At 53.3% G+C, this 19,038-nt stretch carries 16 protein-coding genes; 1 reads left to right on the forward strand and 15 read right to left on the reverse strand.

What is annotated here, in order from left to right; translation table 11 throughout:
* Positions 1–3: 3 nt before the first annotated feature.
* Positions 4–1,611 carry a transcriptional regulator gene (locus tag ABKW30_RS00795; RefSeq protein ID WP_348596126.1) on the reverse strand — a complete coding sequence of 536 codons (1,608 nt, stop codon included), beginning with the start codon at positions 1,609–1,611 and terminating at the stop codon, positions 4–6.
* Between the two features lie 54 nt (positions 1,612–1,665).
* Positions 1,666–2,958 carry an adenylosuccinate synthase gene (locus ABKW30_RS00800; RefSeq protein WP_348596127.1) on the reverse strand — a complete coding sequence of 431 codons (1,293 nt, stop codon included), beginning with the start codon at positions 2,956–2,958 and terminating at the stop codon, positions 1,666–1,668.
* A gap of 187 nt (positions 2,959–3,145) precedes the next feature.
* Between ABKW30_RS00800 and ABKW30_RS00805 the strand changes: the two genes are divergently transcribed.
* Entirely contained in the window at positions 3,146–4,057 is a 912-nt protein-coding gene (locus ABKW30_RS00805) for a DMT family transporter (protein WP_348596128.1), read from the forward strand.
* Here the strand turns inward: ABKW30_RS00805 and ABKW30_RS00810 are convergent.
* From ABKW30_RS00810 to tolQ, 13 genes are all read right to left on the reverse strand, one after another.
* Positions 4,035–4,550, reverse strand: coding sequence for a GNAT family N-acetyltransferase (locus ABKW30_RS00810; RefSeq protein ID WP_348596129.1), 516 nt, complete (start codon positions 4,548–4,550; stop codon positions 4,035–4,037). The two genes, ABKW30_RS00805 and ABKW30_RS00810, sit on opposite strands and share 23 nt — an antisense overlap.
* 16 nt (positions 4,551–4,566) lie before the next feature.
* The gene (gene serA, locus ABKW30_RS00815) at positions 4,567–6,162 is read right to left on the reverse strand and encodes a phosphoglycerate dehydrogenase (RefSeq protein WP_348596130.1); all 1,596 of its coding nucleotides are present in this window, start codon (positions 6,160–6,162) and stop codon (positions 4,567–4,569) included.
* Positions 6,163–6,235: 73 nt separating this feature from the next.
* Positions 6,236–7,411: a phosphoserine transaminase gene (locus ABKW30_RS00820; RefSeq protein WP_348596131.1), complete on the reverse strand. Its 1,176-nt coding sequence runs from the start codon at positions 7,409–7,411 to the stop codon at positions 6,236–6,238.
* A gap of 167 nt (positions 7,412–7,578) precedes the next feature.
* Positions 7,579–8,352 (reverse strand): outer membrane beta-barrel protein, encoded by a 774-nt coding sequence (locus tag ABKW30_RS00825; RefSeq protein WP_348596132.1) that lies wholly within the window; start codon positions 8,350–8,352, stop codon positions 7,579–7,581.
* A 198-nt stretch (positions 8,353–8,550) separates the two neighbouring features.
* Positions 8,551–9,894, reverse strand: a complete 1,344-nt coding sequence (gene glmM, locus ABKW30_RS00830) for a phosphoglucosamine mutase (protein ID WP_348596133.1) — start codon at positions 9,892–9,894, stop codon at positions 8,551–8,553.
* A gap of 200 nt (positions 9,895–10,094) precedes the next feature.
* The gene (ftsH, locus tag ABKW30_RS00835) at positions 10,095–12,026 is read right to left on the reverse strand and encodes an ATP-dependent zinc metalloprotease FtsH (protein ID WP_348597553.1); all 1,932 of its coding nucleotides are present in this window, start codon (positions 12,024–12,026) and stop codon (positions 10,095–10,097) included.
* A gap of 93 nt (positions 12,027–12,119) precedes the next feature.
* The gene (gene tilS / locus ABKW30_RS00840; RefSeq protein ID WP_348596134.1) at positions 12,120–13,493 is read right to left on the reverse strand and encodes a tRNA lysidine(34) synthetase TilS; all 1,374 of its coding nucleotides are present in this window, start codon (positions 13,491–13,493) and stop codon (positions 12,120–12,122) included.
* Entirely contained in the window at positions 13,468–14,430 is a 963-nt protein-coding gene (gene ybgF / locus ABKW30_RS00845) for a tol-pal system protein YbgF (protein WP_348596135.1), read from the reverse strand. The genes tilS and ybgF overlap by 26 nt, the downstream gene beginning before the upstream one ends.
* A gap of 159 nt (positions 14,431–14,589) precedes the next feature.
* The gene (pal, locus tag ABKW30_RS00850) at positions 14,590–15,090 is read right to left on the reverse strand and encodes a peptidoglycan-associated lipoprotein Pal (RefSeq protein ID WP_008128081.1); all 501 of its coding nucleotides are present in this window, start codon (positions 15,088–15,090) and stop codon (positions 14,590–14,592) included.
* Between the two features lie 230 nt (positions 15,091–15,320).
* Positions 15,321–16,637, reverse strand: a complete 1,317-nt coding sequence (tolB, locus tag ABKW30_RS00855; RefSeq protein ID WP_348596136.1) for a Tol-Pal system beta propeller repeat protein TolB — start codon at positions 16,635–16,637, stop codon at positions 15,321–15,323.
* A 40-nt stretch (positions 16,638–16,677) separates the two neighbouring features.
* Positions 16,678–17,781, reverse strand: coding sequence for a cell envelope integrity protein TolA (locus ABKW30_RS00860; RefSeq protein WP_348596138.1), 1,104 nt, complete (start codon positions 17,779–17,781; stop codon positions 16,678–16,680).
* Between the two features lie 6 nt (positions 17,782–17,787).
* Positions 17,788–18,237, reverse strand: a complete 450-nt coding sequence (gene tolR / locus ABKW30_RS00865) for a protein TolR (protein WP_122083313.1) — start codon at positions 18,235–18,237, stop codon at positions 17,788–17,790.
* 39 nt (positions 18,238–18,276) lie between these two features.
* Positions 18,277–18,984, reverse strand: coding sequence for a protein TolQ (gene tolQ, locus ABKW30_RS00870; RefSeq protein WP_008128090.1), 708 nt, complete (start codon positions 18,982–18,984; stop codon positions 18,277–18,279).
* Positions 18,985–19,038 lie beyond the last annotated feature (54 nt).

The raw sequence follows: 19,038 nt of genomic DNA on the forward strand, positions 1-19,038 counted from the left end.
CTGTCAGCCGCCGACCTTTGTTGCCCATGACTTGAGTACTTCATCGAAGGCACGTTCGCCCGGCAGGCCTTTTTCAAGCGTAATCAGAGCCCGGCGACCTGTCTTATATGCAATGGGAATATCAATCCAGGACATACGGCGCATAAGCGAAGTATTTGTATCAACCGCTGTTTTCGCATCATTCATGGCGATGATGAAGAAGTTGTCGGCAATCTTTGCCGGTATCGCGACGAGCGGGCTACCCGGCGCTTCTTCCCTATCCTTGAACGTCATGCGTGAAACATTGTCGATGGAGCCACCGGCAAAACCTTCAGGCACCGTGAAAATCATCTCGATAAGATGACTTGCAGGCAACGTCTTGTCACCATTGCGGCGAATGATCATGCGCAGTTTGATGGCAAGTTCCGGAATATTGACTTCAGCACGTATTGCAGGCTCTGGCGGCAGGTCGTTGCCGGGCGATTCCTGTACAACGGACCAGACGACACCACCTTCTTCACGTCTCTGGGCATCCTGACCCGACCGTTCCTCATAGAAGAACGCCTTCTGCCCGATAGGCAGAGCCGCCGGAGGTTGAGTTTGTCCGGTCGGTTGCTGACCCGGCGTTGCCGGTTGTGCTGCCGGATCGGTTGTAGACGCGGCTACGGATGTGCCCTCGCCAACCGATGGGGTGTCATTGGCCCGGCCCGGATCTATCTCCTGCCCGTCCGGAAGCAGTCTTTGCGTAAGCTTTGGTTCACCCTTGGGCTCGGTCGAATTCGGTGTCGCCGTAGGCGTCGTCGCTGCCGGTTGCACAGGTTTGGCAGGCTGCTGAGAAGCCGGCTGTGTGGCCGCTGTTTGAGCTGGCTTCGGGGCTGGCTCAGGCTCACTGCTTGTCAGACTGGCAAGGTAATCTTTTGCAGCACTTGCTTGCTTCGAGATATCATCCCGCCACGTATAACCGGCATAAGCTACGCCCCCGACGACTGCAAGCAGAGCCACTATACTCAAGATTGGCAGAAGAGAACGCTTGGGTTCCGGTTGCTTGATAGGCCCGCGAGTATAAACGCCGTAATCGCTGCGTGAGTCATCAGCAGTTCCAACACCAAGCTCTTGATCGTCAAGCCCATCGCGCGATGTATGCGAGCGCTCTGTCGCATCTGCGGAGAAGTCCTCCTCTTCAGGCCCGGCGCTTGGCTTGCTCTTGTCCTGACTGGAAAGAAAATCTTCAAGAGCGTCTGGTTGTGATTCGATTGACGTGAATGCCGGTGGCGCTACTGGTTCGCTTCGCGACCAAGTAGGAGCCGGCGTTGGTGCCGGCTCGGTTTTAACGATTGGCGGAGGCGGTGGAGCGGCCACAACGTCAGGGATCGACGGAGGAGGGGCAACCGGCAAAGGTTCCGGGACCGGCGCAATCTCTTCTGCAACCGGAGCGAAACTGGCCTCAACTTCGGCAATGGCATCATCAAGCGCAGTGATCTGACGTTTCGATACAGCCTCAGGCGCATTCAACGTAACGAGTTTCTGCTCAATCGTTGCGCGAGCTTTTGCATACACACGTTGACGAAGCTCGGGAGTTGGATCCGCAAGCCCGTCAATTGTCTTTCTCAATACTGCAACGAAATCTGCCATTCACCCAAACCTATGGTTTTGTTGTGAGATTAACCTCAAGCCACACACGCGACTCTAATCATGAAACGGATCGGTAACAAGTATTGTATCGTCACGTTCCGGGCTGGTCGACAAAAGCGCGATCGGAGCACCGATCAGTTCTTCAACATAGCGAACATACTTTATCGCCTGTGCGGGCAGCTCACTCCAGCTGCGTGCCCCCGCCGTTGTATCTTTCCAGCCTTCCAATGTTTCGTAGATCGGCTTGACACGTGATTGCTGGCCTTGACCTGCAGGAAGATAGTCGATGACCTCGCCGTCCAGCTCATAACCGGTACAAACCTTGATCTCGTCAAGGCCGTCCAGCACATCAAGTTTGGTCAGTGCAATGCCGCTGATGCCGTTATTGGCAACGGCCTGACGAACCAGCACCGCGTCGAACCAGCCGCAGCGGCGCTTGCGTCCGGTAACCACGCCAAATTCATGCCCACGCTGGCCAAGGAATTCGCCGACTTCATTCTGCTGTTCCGTAGGAAATGGCCCCTCACCTACGCGAGTCGTATAGGCCTTGGTAATGCCAAGCACATAGTGAAGTGAACCCGGTCCGATACCCGAACCTGCCGAGGCCTGTCCTGCGACAGTGTTCGACGAGGTAACAAATGGATAGGTTCCATGGTCGATATCAAGGAGCGTTCCCTGCGCACCTTCGAACAGGATGCGCTCGCCTGCGCGCTTCTTCTGATCAAGCACATACCAGACACGGTCCATGAATGGCAAAATATGCGGCGCTGCATCGTTCAGTTCAGCAAGAAGCTTCGCACCATCTACTTCTTCAATACCAAGACCACGGCGCAACGGATTGTGGTGCGCCAGAAGACGTTCGATTTTTGCGGGCAGCGTATCAGGATCGGCAAGATCAAGGACATGAATGGCACGGCGGCCAACCTTGTCTTCGTATGCAGGCCCGATACCGCGCCCGGTCGTGCCAATCTTGGTGCCGGAGTTGGATGCTTCGCGTTGCCGGTCCAGCTCGCCATGAATGGAAAGGATAAGCGTTGTATTTTCGGCAATCTTCAACGTCTCGGGTGTAATTTTAACGCCCTGCGCTTCCAGTTTGGCCTTTTCAGCAATGAAGGCATGCGGATCGAAGACAACGCCGTTACCGATGATGGAGAGTTTGCCCGGGCGAACAACCCCGGATGGCAATAGCGACAGCTTGTAGGTCACACCATCGACCACAAGCGTATGACCTGCATTATGGCCACCCTGAAAGCGAACGATGATATCAGCCCGCTCTGAAAGCCAGTCGACAATTTTGCCCTTGCCTTCGTCACCCCATTGCGAACCGATTACGACAACGTTTGCCATTCAAAACTCCTTGAGTCGAATCCTCAATAACGCATTTTGCTTAAATGCGGTGCTTCTATACAGGCTGCTTTGGAAAAGCGCGACTATTCTTTACGCATTCCACGCGACTATTTGGCTTTGTGTGACGAATAAATCTAATGTTGGACAAAACGGTTGTAGCAATCGTGCAAACAGAAAAGCTCATCCCATGCATCGCACTGCCTATATCTATCTTCTAGTTACCGCTTTCCTGTGGGGCGGCAATGCTGTTGCTGGGAAATTTGCCGTCGGGCACATCTCTCCAATGCTTTTAACCGTGTTGCGCTGGCTTTTTGCTTTCCTGATTGTAGCCGCTCTTAGCAACCGGCAGTTGCGTCAGGATTGGAATGTCCTGAAGAAACATTTGATCCTGCTGGCATCACTCGGAGCTTTCGGGTTCACCGTGTTCAACATGGCTCTTTACAGTGCGCTGAATTACACCTCAGCCATCAATGTTACCATTGAGCAGGCAGGCATTCCGATGGTGATCTTCATTGCAAATCTTCTGCTGTTCGGAACACAGGTTCGCCTCGGTCAGGTGATCGGCTTCAGTCTTTCGCTTATTGGCGTTGCTCTAACCGCTGGCCACGGCAGCCTTGCAAACCTATCAAGCCTGAAGGTCAATTTTGGTGATGCCCTGATGCTCATCGCCATACTTGTCTATAGTGGTTATACGGTGGCATTGCGGTTTCGCCCGGAAATAAACTGGCAAAGCCTGATGGCTGCGATGACCTTCTTTGCCTTTCTGACTGCTGTCCCCTTTGCGCTTTGGGAATGGCAGGTCGGTGAAACAATGTTACCGGACGCTACAGGCTGGACAGTCGTGATTTATACGGCTGTGCTACCTTCAATTGTCGCACAGGTGCTTTTCATCAAGGGAGTTGAATATATAGGTGCCAATCGTGCCGGGCTTTTCATCAATGCCGTTCCGATATTCGGTACTTTTCTGGCAGTATTCTTGCTCGGCGAAGCATTTCAGCTTTACCACGCGATTGCGTTGGTACTCGTTCTTGGCGGCATATGGATCGCAGAGCTTAGCGGTCGTAAACACGCGGCTCTCAGCGGAGATGCCGCACCATGAAACGGGCATCGTCGGAATAGGTCTTGAGCTTGTTATCCAGTTCGGGCCGCTCATAAGGTTCGAATCCCTGCTTTTGCCAGAATCCCGTAGAGCCATTCACGGCAACCAATGACATGGTAGGGAAACCTGAGTCCTGTGCATGACCGGCAAGAATCGATACGATTTCGCGCGCCGCACCCGTGCCTCTTGATTGCGGCAGCAAAGCTATATCGTGGAGATAATACGTCGAAGGTTCGTCCGGAAGCTGCCCAAGCAGGCTATTGAGCGCCGGCATTGTATAGAGAAGCCAAGGATGGGTAATCGCATATCCGATCAGGCTTCCATCACTGGTCTGCAACACATGGCATCCATTTGGATAAAGCTGCAGGCGTTCTTGATAAACGGCATCCGCTTCAAAGAAATCCGTATGAATAGTGCTCGCCATGACGCTGACAGAGGCGAGATCACTCACCTCCATCGGGCGCCATCGCAATATTTCAGGACCCGTTGCCATGAGATGGCTTCTACAATCAGGAAACGTCAAACTCCAGTGGCTTGGCCGAGACAATCGCTTTGTTGTCGATCAGTTCTTGCAATACGCCATCTGGAATACGCGCATCAAGGTAAAGCAAGGCGATTGCATTGCCGCCCGGATGGTCACGACCGAGGGAGAAGTTTGCAATGTTGACGCTGTTCTTTCCGCAAATTGTTCCGAGCGTACCAATCATGCCAGGCGTATCGTTATTGGTCGTATAGAGCATGTGCTGACCAACTTCCGCGTCAAGGTTGATCCCCTTGATCTGGATGAACCGGGGCTTTCCATCGGAGAAACAGGTTCCGGCAATTGAGCGGGTCAGCGAAGCGGTTTTGACGGTAAGCTTTATATAGCCATCAAAGACACCGGATTTATCGCGGCGCACTTCCGAAAGCACAATTCCGCGCTCCTTCACCATGACCGGTGCCGAGACCATATTTACATCGGCTACCTGCGGGCGGATCAGACCGGCCAGAGCCGCACTGATCAGTGCGCGGGTGTTCATTGCTGCCGTGGAACCGTCAAATAGGACTTCCACCTCCTCAATCGGCTCTTCTGTAACCTGCCCCACGAACGCACCCAATACCTCTGCCAATTTAACGAATGGCTTGAGACGGGGTGCCTCTTCAGCAGTAATCGAAGGCATGTTTATTGCGTTCGATACAGCGCCCTTGATCAGATAGTCCGACATCTGTTCGGCAACCTGCAGAGCAACATTTTCCTGCGCTTCGCTGGTGGATGCACCGAGATGCGGTGTGCAAACCACATTAGGAAGGTGGAATAGCTCATTTTCTGTGGCAGGCTCCACCTCGAAGACGTCAATGCCAGCCCCGGCGACCTTGCCGGATTTCAAAGCCGCAACCAGATCCTTCTCTACGATAAGGCCGCCGCGTGCGCAGTTGATAATGCGGACACCCTCTTTCATCTTGGCAATGGCTTCGGCATTGATGATACCGCGCGTCTTGTCCGTCATCGGTGTGTGGAGGCTGATGAAGTCAGCGCGGGCCAGAAGCTCGTCAAGTTCAACCTTTTCAACACCAAGTTCTTCAGCACGGCCTTCCGAGAGGAACGGATCGAATGCCACAACATGCATTTTCAACCCAACGCCGCGTGTTGCAACGATGGAACCGATATTGCCGCAGCCGATAACACCAAGGGTCTTCCCGGTGATTTCGACACCCATGAAGCGGTTTTTCTCCCACTTGCCTGCGCGTGTTGAAACGTCTGCTTCGGGCAACTCACGAGCCAAGGCAAACATAAGCGCGACCGCATGTTCAGCAGTCGTAATGGAATTGCCGAAAGGCGTGTTCATTACGATGATACCGCGGCGCGATGCAGCCGGAATGTCCACATTGTCCACGCCGATACCGGCGCGGCCAATCACTTTGAGGTTCTTTGCTGCGGCTATCAGCTTTTCAGTGACTTTGGTTGCGGAACGGATAGCAAGCCCGTCATATTGAGCAATAACTTCAAGCAGCTTGTCTTTGTCCTTGCCCAGATCGGGAAGATAATCGACTTCAACGCCGCGATCCTTGAATATCTGCACGGCAGTTGGAGAAAGCTTGTCGGATACGAGTACGCGTGGTGCCATGATGGCCTCCATCTTTAAAAATCGGGTGATTGAATGGGAATGGCCGCGTGATCACGGCCATCACTGAATGAAATCAGGCTGCCTGTTTCAACGCGGCTTTTTGGGACTGGAACGCCCAGTCCAGCCAAAGCGTCAGAGCTTGGAGATCGGAGGTTTCCACCGTTGCGCCAGCCCAGATGCGAAGGCCCGAAGGCGCGTCGCGATAGGCTCCGATATCGAAGGCAACGCCCTCTTTTTCCAGCACAGCCACGAGATTTTTGGCAAAGGCCGCCTGCGCGTCTGCATCGAGAGCCGTAATCTCTGGATCAACTATCGTCAGGCAAACCGAGGTGTTGGATCGTGTCGCCGGAACAACAGCAAGATTGCCAAGCCAAGACGATTTTTCAACGAATGCGTCCAGCGCCGCGAAATTCGCATCGGCCCTGCTGACCAGACCATCAAGACCACCTATGGACTTTGCCCAGTTCAGCGCATCCAGATAATCCTCAACGCAGAGCATTGATGGCGTATTGATTGTCTCGCCAGCAAAAATTCCTTCGATCAGTTTACCGCCGGATGTCAGGCGGAAAATCTTCGGCAAAGGCCATGCGGGCTTATAGGTCTGGAGGCGCTCGACAGCACGCGGGCTCAAAATGAGCATGCCATGTGCACCCTCACCGCCAAGCACTTTCTGCCATGAGAAGGTAACTACATCCAGCTTGTCAAAATCGAGGCGCTGCGCAAATGCGGCCGATGTCGCATCGCATATAGTCAATCCTTTGCGATCAGCCGGAATAAAGTCACCATTCGGCACACGTACACCGGAAGTCGTGCCATTCCAGGTAAACACGACATCGCGGTCGAAATCGACCTTTGAGAGATCGGGCAATTCACCGTAGCCTGCTTCGATCAGGCGTGTGTCAGCAAGCTTCAACTGCTTCACAACATCCGTGATCCAGCCGGCGCCAAAGCTTTCCCACGCTACCATGTCAACACCGCGCTCACCGAGCAGCGACCAAAGCGCCATTTCAACAGCGCCGGTATCGGAAGCAGGAACAATACCGATACGGTAATCGGCCGGAACCTGCAGAATTTCACGGGTAAGATCGATTGCCAGTTTCAGCTTCGTTTTGCCAACTTTGGCACGATGCGAACGGCCAAGCGGCGCGTCGGCGAGCGCTTGAAGCGACCAGCCGGGGCGTTTGGCACAGGGACCTGATGAAAAGTTGGGGTTAGCCGGGCGCTGCGCCGGCTTGGAAAGCGTCGTCATGTTTTCTCCTATCCTCTCAGATAGCTTGCCTCTCGTTGGGGAGAGGTGGCCCACTTGGGGAGTTAGGAGAAATGTCGTTTGCAGTCAAGAAATATGTTCGTGTGCGACACAAAAAACGAAAGCGACAGACCCTGCGGTCTGCCGCTTTGTTGATATCGTTCGATTTATCAGAATGCGTAGCGCACGCCGAGTTTGAAATCATGTGAGGTAATGTCCTTGAACTTCACCGACTCACCACGGTTATCACCATTGTTGTTGTAGAATGTACCGGTCTTCGCATCACCGAGATCAACATAGCTGTAACCGAGATCAATCGTCATGCGCTCTGTGGCCTTAATACCCACACCGGCATGCAGGGCCCAAGCGAGATTCCATTCTGATTCGCTACCAGCATAACCACCGCCACCAGTCACAACATTCACATCCCGGAAGCCTGAGATTGTGTTGCGCGATGCACCGATACCAGCACCAACATAAGGCGTTATGCCCGCATAGGTGCCAAGGTCAGCATAAGCATTGGCAAGAAACAGCCATTCGGATTTTTTGGCGCGATAATCATTTGTACCGTTATCGCCACCACCGGGAATACCGTCCGTATCGTAGTAATCCTGTGCATCGAACTTTGTCTTACCACGGTATTGTGCAGTCACATCTGCACGAAGCCAATCATTGAACTGATAACCAATACCTATCTGGCCTGTAATTCCTGCATCGAAGTCGCCGTCATTGTTCCAACCGAAATCCCCAGGTTCGGAAAAAGCGGAGTATCTCAGCTTATCCAGCCGTTGGTTGCTCATACCGATATCACCGCGCAGGTACCAGCCACCGAATTGCTGAACCTCGACGATCGGTGCCTCCTGAATATCAGCCGCATAGGCCGGGGCAGCACCCAGGCACAGAAGCGCTGCGCTCAATGCAGCATATTTGTTAAAGGTGCTCATTTCCGTTTCCCTCACAGGCCCAAAAGTCATCGCAGCGGACGCCGCCAAAAGTTGTGAGTCCCAATATGAGCGGAAAAAGTTAAATCACGCTTAACCGTGTTTATTCACCATATCTATTAACGTTAATGAATGGTTGCCCTGAAATCAGGCAATAAAAAAGGCCCCGAAGGGCCCTTTCAGATTGTAGCAACGCTCGCTTTATGCGGCAGACGAAATCACTGAAATGATATCGTTGACGACAGCCTCGACCAGCTTCCGGTCATCGCCCTCCGCCATCACGCGGATCAACGGCTCGGTACCGGATGGGCGGATAACAAGACGTCCGGATGTGCCGAGGCGACCACGGGCGTCATCTATTGCACTTTTTACCTGCTTGTTCTCAAGCGGCTTCGTGCCAGTCGTACGAACATTCTTGAGAAGCTGCGGAACGGGATCAAACTTGCGGCAAACCTCGCTGACAGGCTTTTGCAATTGCTGCACCACAGCCAGAATCTGCAAGGCAGACACGAGTCCGTCGCCGGTTGTCGAGAAATCCGAAAGGACGATATGTCCTGATTGCTCACCACCAATATTGAAACCATGGTTTCGCATATGCTCAACCACATAACGGTCACCCACCTGAGTGCGGGCTAAGGTCAGGCCACGATCCCCAAGAAACCGCTCGAAGCCAAGATTGGACATGATGGTCGCAACAACGCCGCCACCGATGAGACGGTCCGATTCCTGCCATGACTGGGCGATGACTGCCATCAGTTGATCGCCATCGATAATGGCACCATTTTCATCGACAATGAGCACGCGGTCCGCGTCACCGTCCAATGCAATGCCAATGTCGGCACGAACTTCATGTACTTTTTTGATAAGGCTCAAAGGATGAGTTGAACCGCAATCTTCGTTAATATTCGTGCCGTTCGGCTCGTTGTTGATCGTAACAACGTCAGCGCCGAGTTCCCACAATGCAGCAGGTGCTACCTTATACGCTGCGCCATTGGCGCAATCGACAACGATCCGCAGGCCGGATAGCGAGATATTCTTGGGCATCGTGCGCTTGGCAAACTCGATATAGCGATAAATATCACCATCCACACGCTTGGCGCGGCCAAGAGATTCCGAGGAAGACAGGCGGTCAGCCAGATTCTCGTCCATCAAGCGTTCGATTTCAAGTTCGATCGCGTCGGAAAGCTTGAAACCGTCCGGCCCAAACAGCTTGATACCATTGTCTTGAAAAGGATTATGGGAAGCCGATATCATCACACCTATGTCGGCGCGCAATGACCGGCACAACATCGCCACAGCAGGCGTTGGAATTGGTCCCAAAAGGAAAACATCCATTCCAGTCGAGGTAAAGCCAGCCACCAGGGCATTCTCGATCATATAGCCGGAAAGTCGTGTATCCTTGCCAATAACCACGCGATTACGATGTTCGCCACGCTTGAAAGCAAGCCCGACAGCCATGCCGACTTTCATGGCAATATCGGGAGTCATGGGATAGGCGTTTGCCTGTCCGCGAATGCCATCGGTGCCAAAATACTTACGAGCCATGTACGTTATCCAGTTGTTGCGATACGTAGGCGTGTGTAACGGCTACGATTACTCTGCTTGAATTGGCCTTGCTTATTGCAGAAGAATATCTCTTTCGCAGTTCACAAATTGTGTGGCGATTATACTAAATTCTGAACCATGAACAATTCGTGCAAAAGCGGCCGGTTCTCACCAGCCGCTCTTTTCTATTCTTGCTACAATCAGGATTGCGGTTGAGGCTCAAGCCCCTTGTCGGGCTCATCACCCTTGCGAGGTTTCTTTGCTCCGGCTTTTGGCACAGCTGATCCGCGAGAGGGCGGCGTATCATCACCAAGATCACGTGCGGGCTTGTTGCCAGCCATCAGAGCCTTGATCTCCTCGCCAGTCAGCGTTTCATATTCCAGAAGGCCTTCAGCAATCGCAATCCATTCCTTCTTCTTTTTCGTCAGAATGGTACGAGCAGCACTATAGGCATCTTCGATAAGCTTGCGGACTTCCGCGTCAATCAATTGAGCTGTTTCTTCCGAAACATTCTGCGTGCGCGCAACCGAGTGGCCGAGGAAAACTTCCTCCTGGTTTTCGCCGTAGGCTACCTGTCCGAGTTTGTCGGAAAAGCCCCAGCGCGTCACCATCGCCCGGGCAAGCTTGGTTGCCTGCTCGATATCAGACGAAGCACCGGATGTGATGTTTTCCTTGCCGAACTTCAGTTCCTCGGCAATTCGGCCACCCATCATGATTGCAAGACGCGAAATCATCCACTTGTAGCTCATCGAATAACGATCCGCTTCGGGCAATTGCATCACCATACCAAGCGCACGACCACGCGGAATAATTGTTGCTTTATGAAGTGGATCAGCAAGAGCCACGTTCAATGCAACAATGGCATGACCGGCTTCATGATAGGCAGTCAGTTCTTTTTCCGCCTGCGTCATCGCCGTGGAACGGCGCTCTGCACCCATCATGATCTTGTCTTTTGCGTCTTCGAATTCCTGCATGGTGACAAGGCGCTTGTTACGCCGGGCAGCCATGAGCGCACCTTCATTGACGAGGTTCATCAAATCAGCACCGGAAAAGCCCGGAGTACCCCGCGCCAGCACTTTAAGATCGACATTTGGAGCCAACGGCACGTTGCGAACGTGAACCTTGAGGATCTTCTCACGACCGGCAACATCCGGATTGGGCACAACGACCTGACGGTCAAAACGGCCCGGACGCAAGAGTGCCGGATCAAGAACATCGGGACGGTTGGTTGCCGCGATGAGGATCACGCCTTCATTGGCTTCAAAACCATCCATCTCCACCAGCAACTGGTTCAATGTCTGCTCGCGTTCATCATTACCGCCGCCGAGCCCGGCACCGCGATGACGACCAACAGCATCGATTTCGTCGATGAAGATGATGCAGGGAGCATTCTTCTTGGCCTGTTCAAACATGTCACGGACACGGGATGCACCAACACCGACAAACATTTCCACGAAGTCAGAACCGGAAATCGTAAAGAACGGAACATTGGCTTCACCAGCAATGGCGCGGGCAAGCAAGGTTTTACCTGTACCGGGAGGGCCGACCAGCAGGACACCACGCGGAATACGTCCACCGAGACGCTGGAACTTTTGGGCGTCGCGCAAAAACTCGACGATCTCTTCAAGATCTTCCTTGGCTTCGTCAACACCAGCGACATCCTGGAATGTTACCCTGCCATGCGCCTCGGTCAAAAGCTTGGCTTTAGACTTGCCAAAACCCATGGCACCGCGCGAGCCGCCCTGCATCTGGCGCATGAAGAAAATCCAGACGCCAAGAATAAGGATCATCGGCAGCCACGAAATCAGCATGCCAACCAGTGAGGTTGACCCATCTGATTCAGGACGCGCTGCAATCTGCACATTCTTGCTTTCCAAACGTCCAACCAGACCAGGATCGCCGGGTGAATAGGTTTGGAAATTGGAATTGTTGTCCGAATACGTACCAGTGATGCGATCACCGGTGATGGTCACCGACTTCACGCGTCCGCTGTTAACATCCGTGATGAACTGCGAATATGGCACATCACTTGAAGCTGAGCGCGACGCAGGGCTTTGAAAGAGATTGAACAACGCGATCAGGAGCAAAGCTATAATCGCCCACAGCGCGAAGTTCCGGTAGTTAGGATTCATGTCAGGTCCCATCAATTGCAACCGCAGATGCGGAATTTGCATGTAACATAGGTTCGAAGCGTGCCCTTGCCAAGGCTGGCGTTCGACTTCCGCTCAATTCTTGTTAAACTGGTTTACAGGAGAACGCTTGTAAGGCTCAACTTTAAACATCGTAGCCATACATTGTGCCAGCAATTCGTCGTGTCCTACGAGAATATTGTCAAATAATTCAAAATGACGCTCAATCGTTACTCCTTTAGGCAATTTACCGTGATCGTCAATAACGGGAAGATACTCAGTACCTTCGCGTAAGGAGAACGCGGGACTGGATTGCGCCGATGGCACATGAATATCGTGCAATCGATCTTTCATCGCATCGAGCCGCTGCTTACCGCAAGCCTGAATAACCATAGGTTGCTCACCCGCATTTGTGATCCTATATCGCCCATCCCAGATCGCAGATGTACCCGGTTCAACGGTAACGGTGGGTATTGATCGCATTTCGCGATAGAGCAAAATGTTTCCCGGTCTCGTTTCAATGATGCAGCGACCAATTGCCAACCTGCTGTACCTTTTGTTCTCTTCCATGAATTTCAATGCTTTTTTACAAAGGGCAGCGGCAGGCATGAAGGGCTGACCACCCATGATGGCAAGCAGCACACCAATTGCCAATTGTTGAACTTGAGGCTCGTTTCTACGCCAGCTTTCGCGATCAATCATAATTTTGATGCCTTTGAAAACTGTCACGCAGCTTGGCAACGTGGTTGCAACCTTTGAATTGAGTTCCCGGCGCCGGGAAGCCTTGATCCTGATTTCATGACCTAGCTGCGTCAGATCATGGCCCTGAATGCTTTTGCGAACCCGCACACGCTCATATTTCGAACTTTCATTCGACGGATCGTCCCGCCAAACGACACCGTGCTTTCGTAAATAATCGCGCAGTTCCTCGCGCCGCATGTTCAGTAAGGGTCGCAACAGCCATACCTGCCGCTCCAGCAAAGTTGCCGGCGCCATGCCGGCCTGCCCCCGATCACCATTCTTCGTACCTCGGGCGGAGCGCATCAGAAATGTCTCTGCTTGGTCGTCCAATGTATGACCGGCGAATACCATGCTCGCGCCAATGACGCGTGCAGCATCACACAACAGTCTGTAACGCGCCTCGCGTGCTTTGGCTGACAGACCCGTATCAGGTTTCGGTCCATGCCATTGCAATATCCGATGATCTATATTGGCCTTCCGGCAGAGTTCGCCGACATAATCCGCTTCATCGCGGGATTCCTGCCTGAGTCCATGATCAATCGTTACGGCGACTATTCCCGGGAACGAACTGTGCGCCGCGCGGTATTCCAGCAGCAAATAAAGCAAAGCGAGAGAATCGCTACCGCCTGAAACAGCGACGACGATTGATCGCGCCCCTTCAAAGTCAATTGCAGAGAAAATGCTGTTCAGATCAATCGATGTTTCAGCACTTATTGGCAGCACGCTCATTCTTCACGCGCTCTTTAATCGCTGCAGAGATGTTTGGATACCGCGATGTGACCGATCCAAACGTCGCGCAGGCCACATCATGATCCTTCATTTTCGCCAGTGTCATACCCAGTTTGAGCAGATTTTCCGGGCTTTTCTTGGAATCCGGAAACTGCTTGTGATTATCCAGAAAAACCGATGCTGCCTGCTGGTAACGGCCTTGGCCGAAAAGCGATTCTCCAAGCCAATATCGTGCATCGGGATCGGCCGGATCATTTGGAAAACGATCCACGTGACTGCGGAAGGCAGCTTCCGCACTGCGGTAATCGCCAGACAGGAATAGCTGATAAGCTTGACTATACAGCGTTTTTGGATCGTCGGTTTGTGGCAAGGCAGCCACCGTTGTGTTGTCCGCCTGTGCAGGATCATCGTTTCGGGTTCCACCGATTACGTTGCCATTGGCATCAAATTGAATCTGCCCAAGTGTTTGCGGCGGCACACCGAAAACTGAATCGTTGGAAGGATCAACCTGCGGATCAATAGCAGCGGAATCGGTGGAGGCATCTGTCGATGCCTCCGTATTGTGTGGCGCGCGGGGAGCTTCGGCGACCGTACGGTCGCCTTTGCCGCCAGCGTCGGAACGCTTGCCTTTTTCCAGCTCCTGAAAGCGGAATTCATTGTCATCCTGAACTTTCCGCATCTGCTCCTGCATCTGCAAAAGCTGGAAGTTCAGTTCTTCAATCTTGCCGGTCAGCTGCCTGATCTGCTCTTCCAGCTGGCTGACACGCGGATCGCCCGCCTGAGCCATGAGAACAGGTGCATCCATGGTAGTACCGACAGCTGCCTTGGGAGCCGGAGGGAAGAACCCGCCGCCACCGCTAGCCGCATGGCTCGCGCCGGTTGCCAAAAATGGCACCACCGTCATCGCCAATACGAAACTTTTCAATCGTTTGTTCATTCCTTTACCGCCCCTGATATGGGAATTTAACACTGCAACCTTTTGCAGCAGCCCTATCTATCATGAGCAAGGCGACTTCGGCCAAATTTTGTTTCAACTTGTTATAAAACAAAAAAAGCGGCCCTAAAGCCGCTTTTTCTCAGTTTCCGTTGGTTCGGCTTAGCTGCCTGCACCACCGAGGACGGTGATTGCGCGACGATTCTGCGACCAGCAGGACTCCGAATCGCAAACAGCAACCGGGCGTTCATTGCCGTAAGACAACGTCTTGATGCGCTGTGCTGGTAAACCGCGTGACGCAAGGAAGTTGCGTGTAGCCGCCGCACGGCGCTGACCAAGGGCCAGATTGTACTCGCGAGTACCGCGTTCGTCGGCGTGGCCTTCAACGGTGATGGCGTAGTTAGGATAACGCTGCAACCACTGAGCCTGCTTCGACAGGGTCTGCTGGGCGTCGGCGCGAATGACGGACGAGTCAACGTCGAAGAAAATGCGGTCACCAACGTTTACTGTGAAGTCCTGCGTCGAGCCAGGCGTAGCAGCACCGGCTCCGAGGCCAAGATCACCGGCACTGTTGACTGGCTTCTTTGCGCAACCAGCTATGGCGAGCGACAAGAAGAGGGCGACGAAAACTGGACTGCGAGCGATCATTTCGAAGCGGCGCATAGCCTGGACTCCTTAGGAATTGAATTTGTTTCGGTGATTAAGCAGTAACCATATTGAGGTTAAGACCAGTTCAAGAAACAGGGTTAATCCACTCTTAACATCAGGATTAACGGCGAAACTTAATGATTGTGACGCATCCTTAATGTAAGGAATGCGGCGGAAAAACGACATTCCCGGCGATGTTGGAAAACAACGCCGGGAATCGACTTAATTCATCGAAATGGTGCCATTTATTCGAGAAGCGGCGACCATGCAGGGTCCGAAGCAAGGTTCGGCGTCTGGATTTGACGCAGGTTACGCCCTGTCAGATCAACAGTCATAAGGTGCGGGCTGTTTGATCCGGGAGGCATACGGAAGAACATCAGGACGCGCCCGTTCGGTGCCCATGTCGGGCCTTCGTCATGATAGCCGCTCGTCAGAATACGTTCTCCTGAACCATCCGTCTTCATGACACCGATGGAGAACTGGCCGCCTGATTGTTTGGTGAAGGAAATGAGATCGCCGCGAGGTGACCAAACTGGTGTAGAGTAGGAACCGTCACCGAAAGAAATACGCTGCGGATTGGAACCGTCTGCACCCATCTTGTAAATCTGCGGACGACCGCCGCGGTCAGATTCGAACACCACCTGCGAACCATCGGGCGAATAGGATGCACCGGTATCGATTGCGGATGTGCTGGTCAAACGGGTCGTCGTCCGGCTACGCAGGTCCATTGCATAAACATTGGCGCTGCCGTCTTCCTGAAGCAGGCTCATCACAACCTTCTGGCCATCCGGCGAAAAGCGCGGTGCAATGGTCATGCCCGGGAAATTACCAACGAGTTCACGCTGCCCTGTCTCAAGCTGAAGCAGATAAATCTGCGGCTTGCCGCCCTCATAGGACATATAGGTGATTTCCTGACGGCTTGGAGAGAAGCGCGGCGTCAGGACAAGGTCTTTGCCATTCGTCAGATACCGAACATTGGCGCCATCCTGATCCATAATTCCGAGGCGCTTGATACGCTTTTCCTTGGTACCGGATTCATCGACAAACACGACGCGCGTGTCGAAGTAGCCTTTTTCGCCGGTCAGCTTCTCATAGATCGCGTCAGCGATAATATGGGCAACACGGCGCCAGCTATCCGGGGCCGTAAAGAACTGCTGCCCTTCAAGCTGCTGACCCGCAAACGTATCCCAAAGCCGGAACTCGGCTTTCAGCCTGCCGTCACCCTGCTTGGTTACACGGCCAGTCACCAGCGCTTGCGCGTTGATCACTTTCCAGTCTTCGAAACGTGGGGCGGCATCCGGATTGGATATCTTTTCGATAAACGCGCCCTTGTCCACAGGGGCAAACAGTCCGGAACGCTCAAGATCTGCAGCAATAACGCCGGAGATTTGCGCACCGAGCTGATCGCCGGACAGGAAGTCGGTGATCGCGATGGGCATAGGCTCCACAACACCTCTGGTGATGTCGAGTTTAAGCTCAGCGCGGGCTGGCAAAGTCGCAATCATCGATGTCGTCATGACGAGCGCTACTGCGGAGAGGATAAAACGGGAAAGTTTCAGCATTAGTTAAGGGCCCTCTTTTGGCTGGCCTATTGTGTGATTGTCAGGTCGCACCCGGATAGAATGTCAGTTCGACAGTCGACCAAGTGTCATATTTGTCTTGTGGCAAGTTGAACGGTGCAGAGCGCATGACAGCTCGCAAAGCACTGCTCTTGACCGCATTCAAAAGTCCGGCATCAGCACCGGTCCCGCTAACTTGAGGACTTCCGTCAATCTGGCCGTCCTGCGTTAAGCGAAACCGAACGATAATCTTCATGTCAGGCGACTCTTCAGCACCAACCGGCTTATTCCAGTTGCCTTCGATGATGCCGCGCAAAGCATCCATCTCGCTCTGGCTAAGCGAACTTCCACCAGTCGTCTTGCTCGCACCCAATGAAGCTTGGTCACTTGAGCGCTTCGCGCCGCCAGCAGAAGCCTTCTGCTTGTTCAACAAGTCAGCAACCTGATCTGCGATTCCATCCTTTTCCCTGGAAGGTGTCGAAGCCGTCTGCTTAGGTTTCTCGGTAGGCTCCTTGCGATCAGGCGTTTTGGCCGTCTGTGCAGGAGGCGTTGGCTTTGCCTGCGGTGTTGCAACCTTTTCGGGCAGCTTGAACTCTTCCTCGGCAGGCTTTTCGGCTTGCGGGGCAGGTTCGGCCTTCAGCGTTTCTGCCGGTGCCGGTTCAGGTTTCACATCGTTGATGGCTGCAGCAACCGGATCAGGCTTGATCTCCTGCTTGGGCTCTGGCTCTGCCTTCACCTCTGTTGCAGGTACTGGCGTCGGTTTAGGCTCAGGCTTTGCTTCGGGCTTGGGTTCAGGTTGCGGCTCTGGTTTGGCTACCGGTGTTTCAGATGGCTTGGGCGCTTCCGCTGCCTCTATTGGCTTCGGTTTGGTCTCTGTCGTGGGCTTGGTTTCCACATCAACTTCACTGTCACCGACATTTTGCGCATCAGGGATGGTCTGAGGCTTCTGGGTAGGCTTCGGCGCAGGCTTCTCGTTCTTCTCGGCTTTCTTGTCGCCCTTTTGCAGCTGACTTACATCAGACACAATATCAATGGGCATGGATTCGGAGTTAGCCATATCCATCGGGGTTGGCGCAGAAAACGACAACAGTCCCCAGCCGAGCAAAGCGGCATGGATTATTGCTGAAGATGTGATGCTGCCCCGCATAATGGATCAGTTACCCTCTGGCAGACTTACGAGACCAATATTCTTGAAACCCGAACCGGAAATCTGCGCCATCACCTTCATGATCGTGCCGTAATCGGCAGCCTTGTCACCCTTGACGAAAATGCGTTCCTTATAGCCGGTCTTGGCGATTGCCTGCAGTTTAGGCACCACTTCTTCAAGCGGAATTTCGGTTTCCTGCAAGTAAATCTGGCCTTGCTGGTTGATTGTCACGTAGATCGGATCAGCTTCGCTGTTCAGCGTCTGGGCTGATGTTTCAGGCATGTCGATCGGTACGCCAACAGTCATCATTGGCGCGGTCACCATGAAGATGATCAGCAGCACAAGCATGACGTCGACCAGCGGTGTAACGTTGATCTCGCTCATCACGCCCTTGCTATGGCGGCCGCGACGACGGCGACTGCCGCCAGAACCATTATTTCCTATAGACATGCCCATGGCATCAATTCTCGCAATTGCTGTATCTGTTGCGCAGGCTTAAGTACGCGGCAGTTTCTCATCGATTTGCCGCGATAGTATGGCGGAAAACTCGTCGGCGAATCCTTCCATGCGCGCAGTCAGTTTACCTGCATCGCTTGAAAGCTTGTTGTAGGCGATAACCGCAGGAATAGCCGCGACCAGACCAATCGCCGTTGCCAGGAGCGCTTCCGCGATGCCCGGCGCAACAACTGCAAGACTGGTGGACTTCGATCCGGCAATACCCATGAATGATGTCATGATACCGATAACTGTACCGAACAGACCGATGAACGGACCGGCTGAACCAATCGTGGCGAGCGATGTCAGGCGTGCGGCCAGATAGTCACTTTCGCGTGCAAGTGCCACGTCCATTGCCTTGTCGATACGCATCTGCAAGGCGATTGGTGACCGCGCGCCTTTCTCGAATGACTTTTTCCATTCGCGCATGGCAGCGATGAAGATGGCGCCCATTCCCGTCGTGCGCTTGTCGCCGAGGTTGCGGTAAAGTTCCTCAAGGGATTGGCCCGACCAGAAGACCTGCTCAAAGCGATCAAATGCGCGTTTGGCCCGACCAAATCCGAGGCTCTTGTCAAGAATGATCCCCCATGTCCAGATTGATGCACCCAGCAATCCCACCATCACAAGCTTGACGATGAAGCCCGCCTGCCAGAACAATCCCCAAAGGGAAACGTCTGTATGAACGGCAACGGCTGTTAAGTCTTCCATATTTATCCTCGAATCCGAAAACCCGGCTTGTTGACCGGGGCACAATCGTTTCAA

Source organism: Phyllobacterium sp. SB3 (assembly GCF_040009165.1).
In the GTDB taxonomy this organism is placed as follows: Bacteria; Pseudomonadota; Alphaproteobacteria; order Rhizobiales; family Rhizobiaceae; genus Phyllobacterium.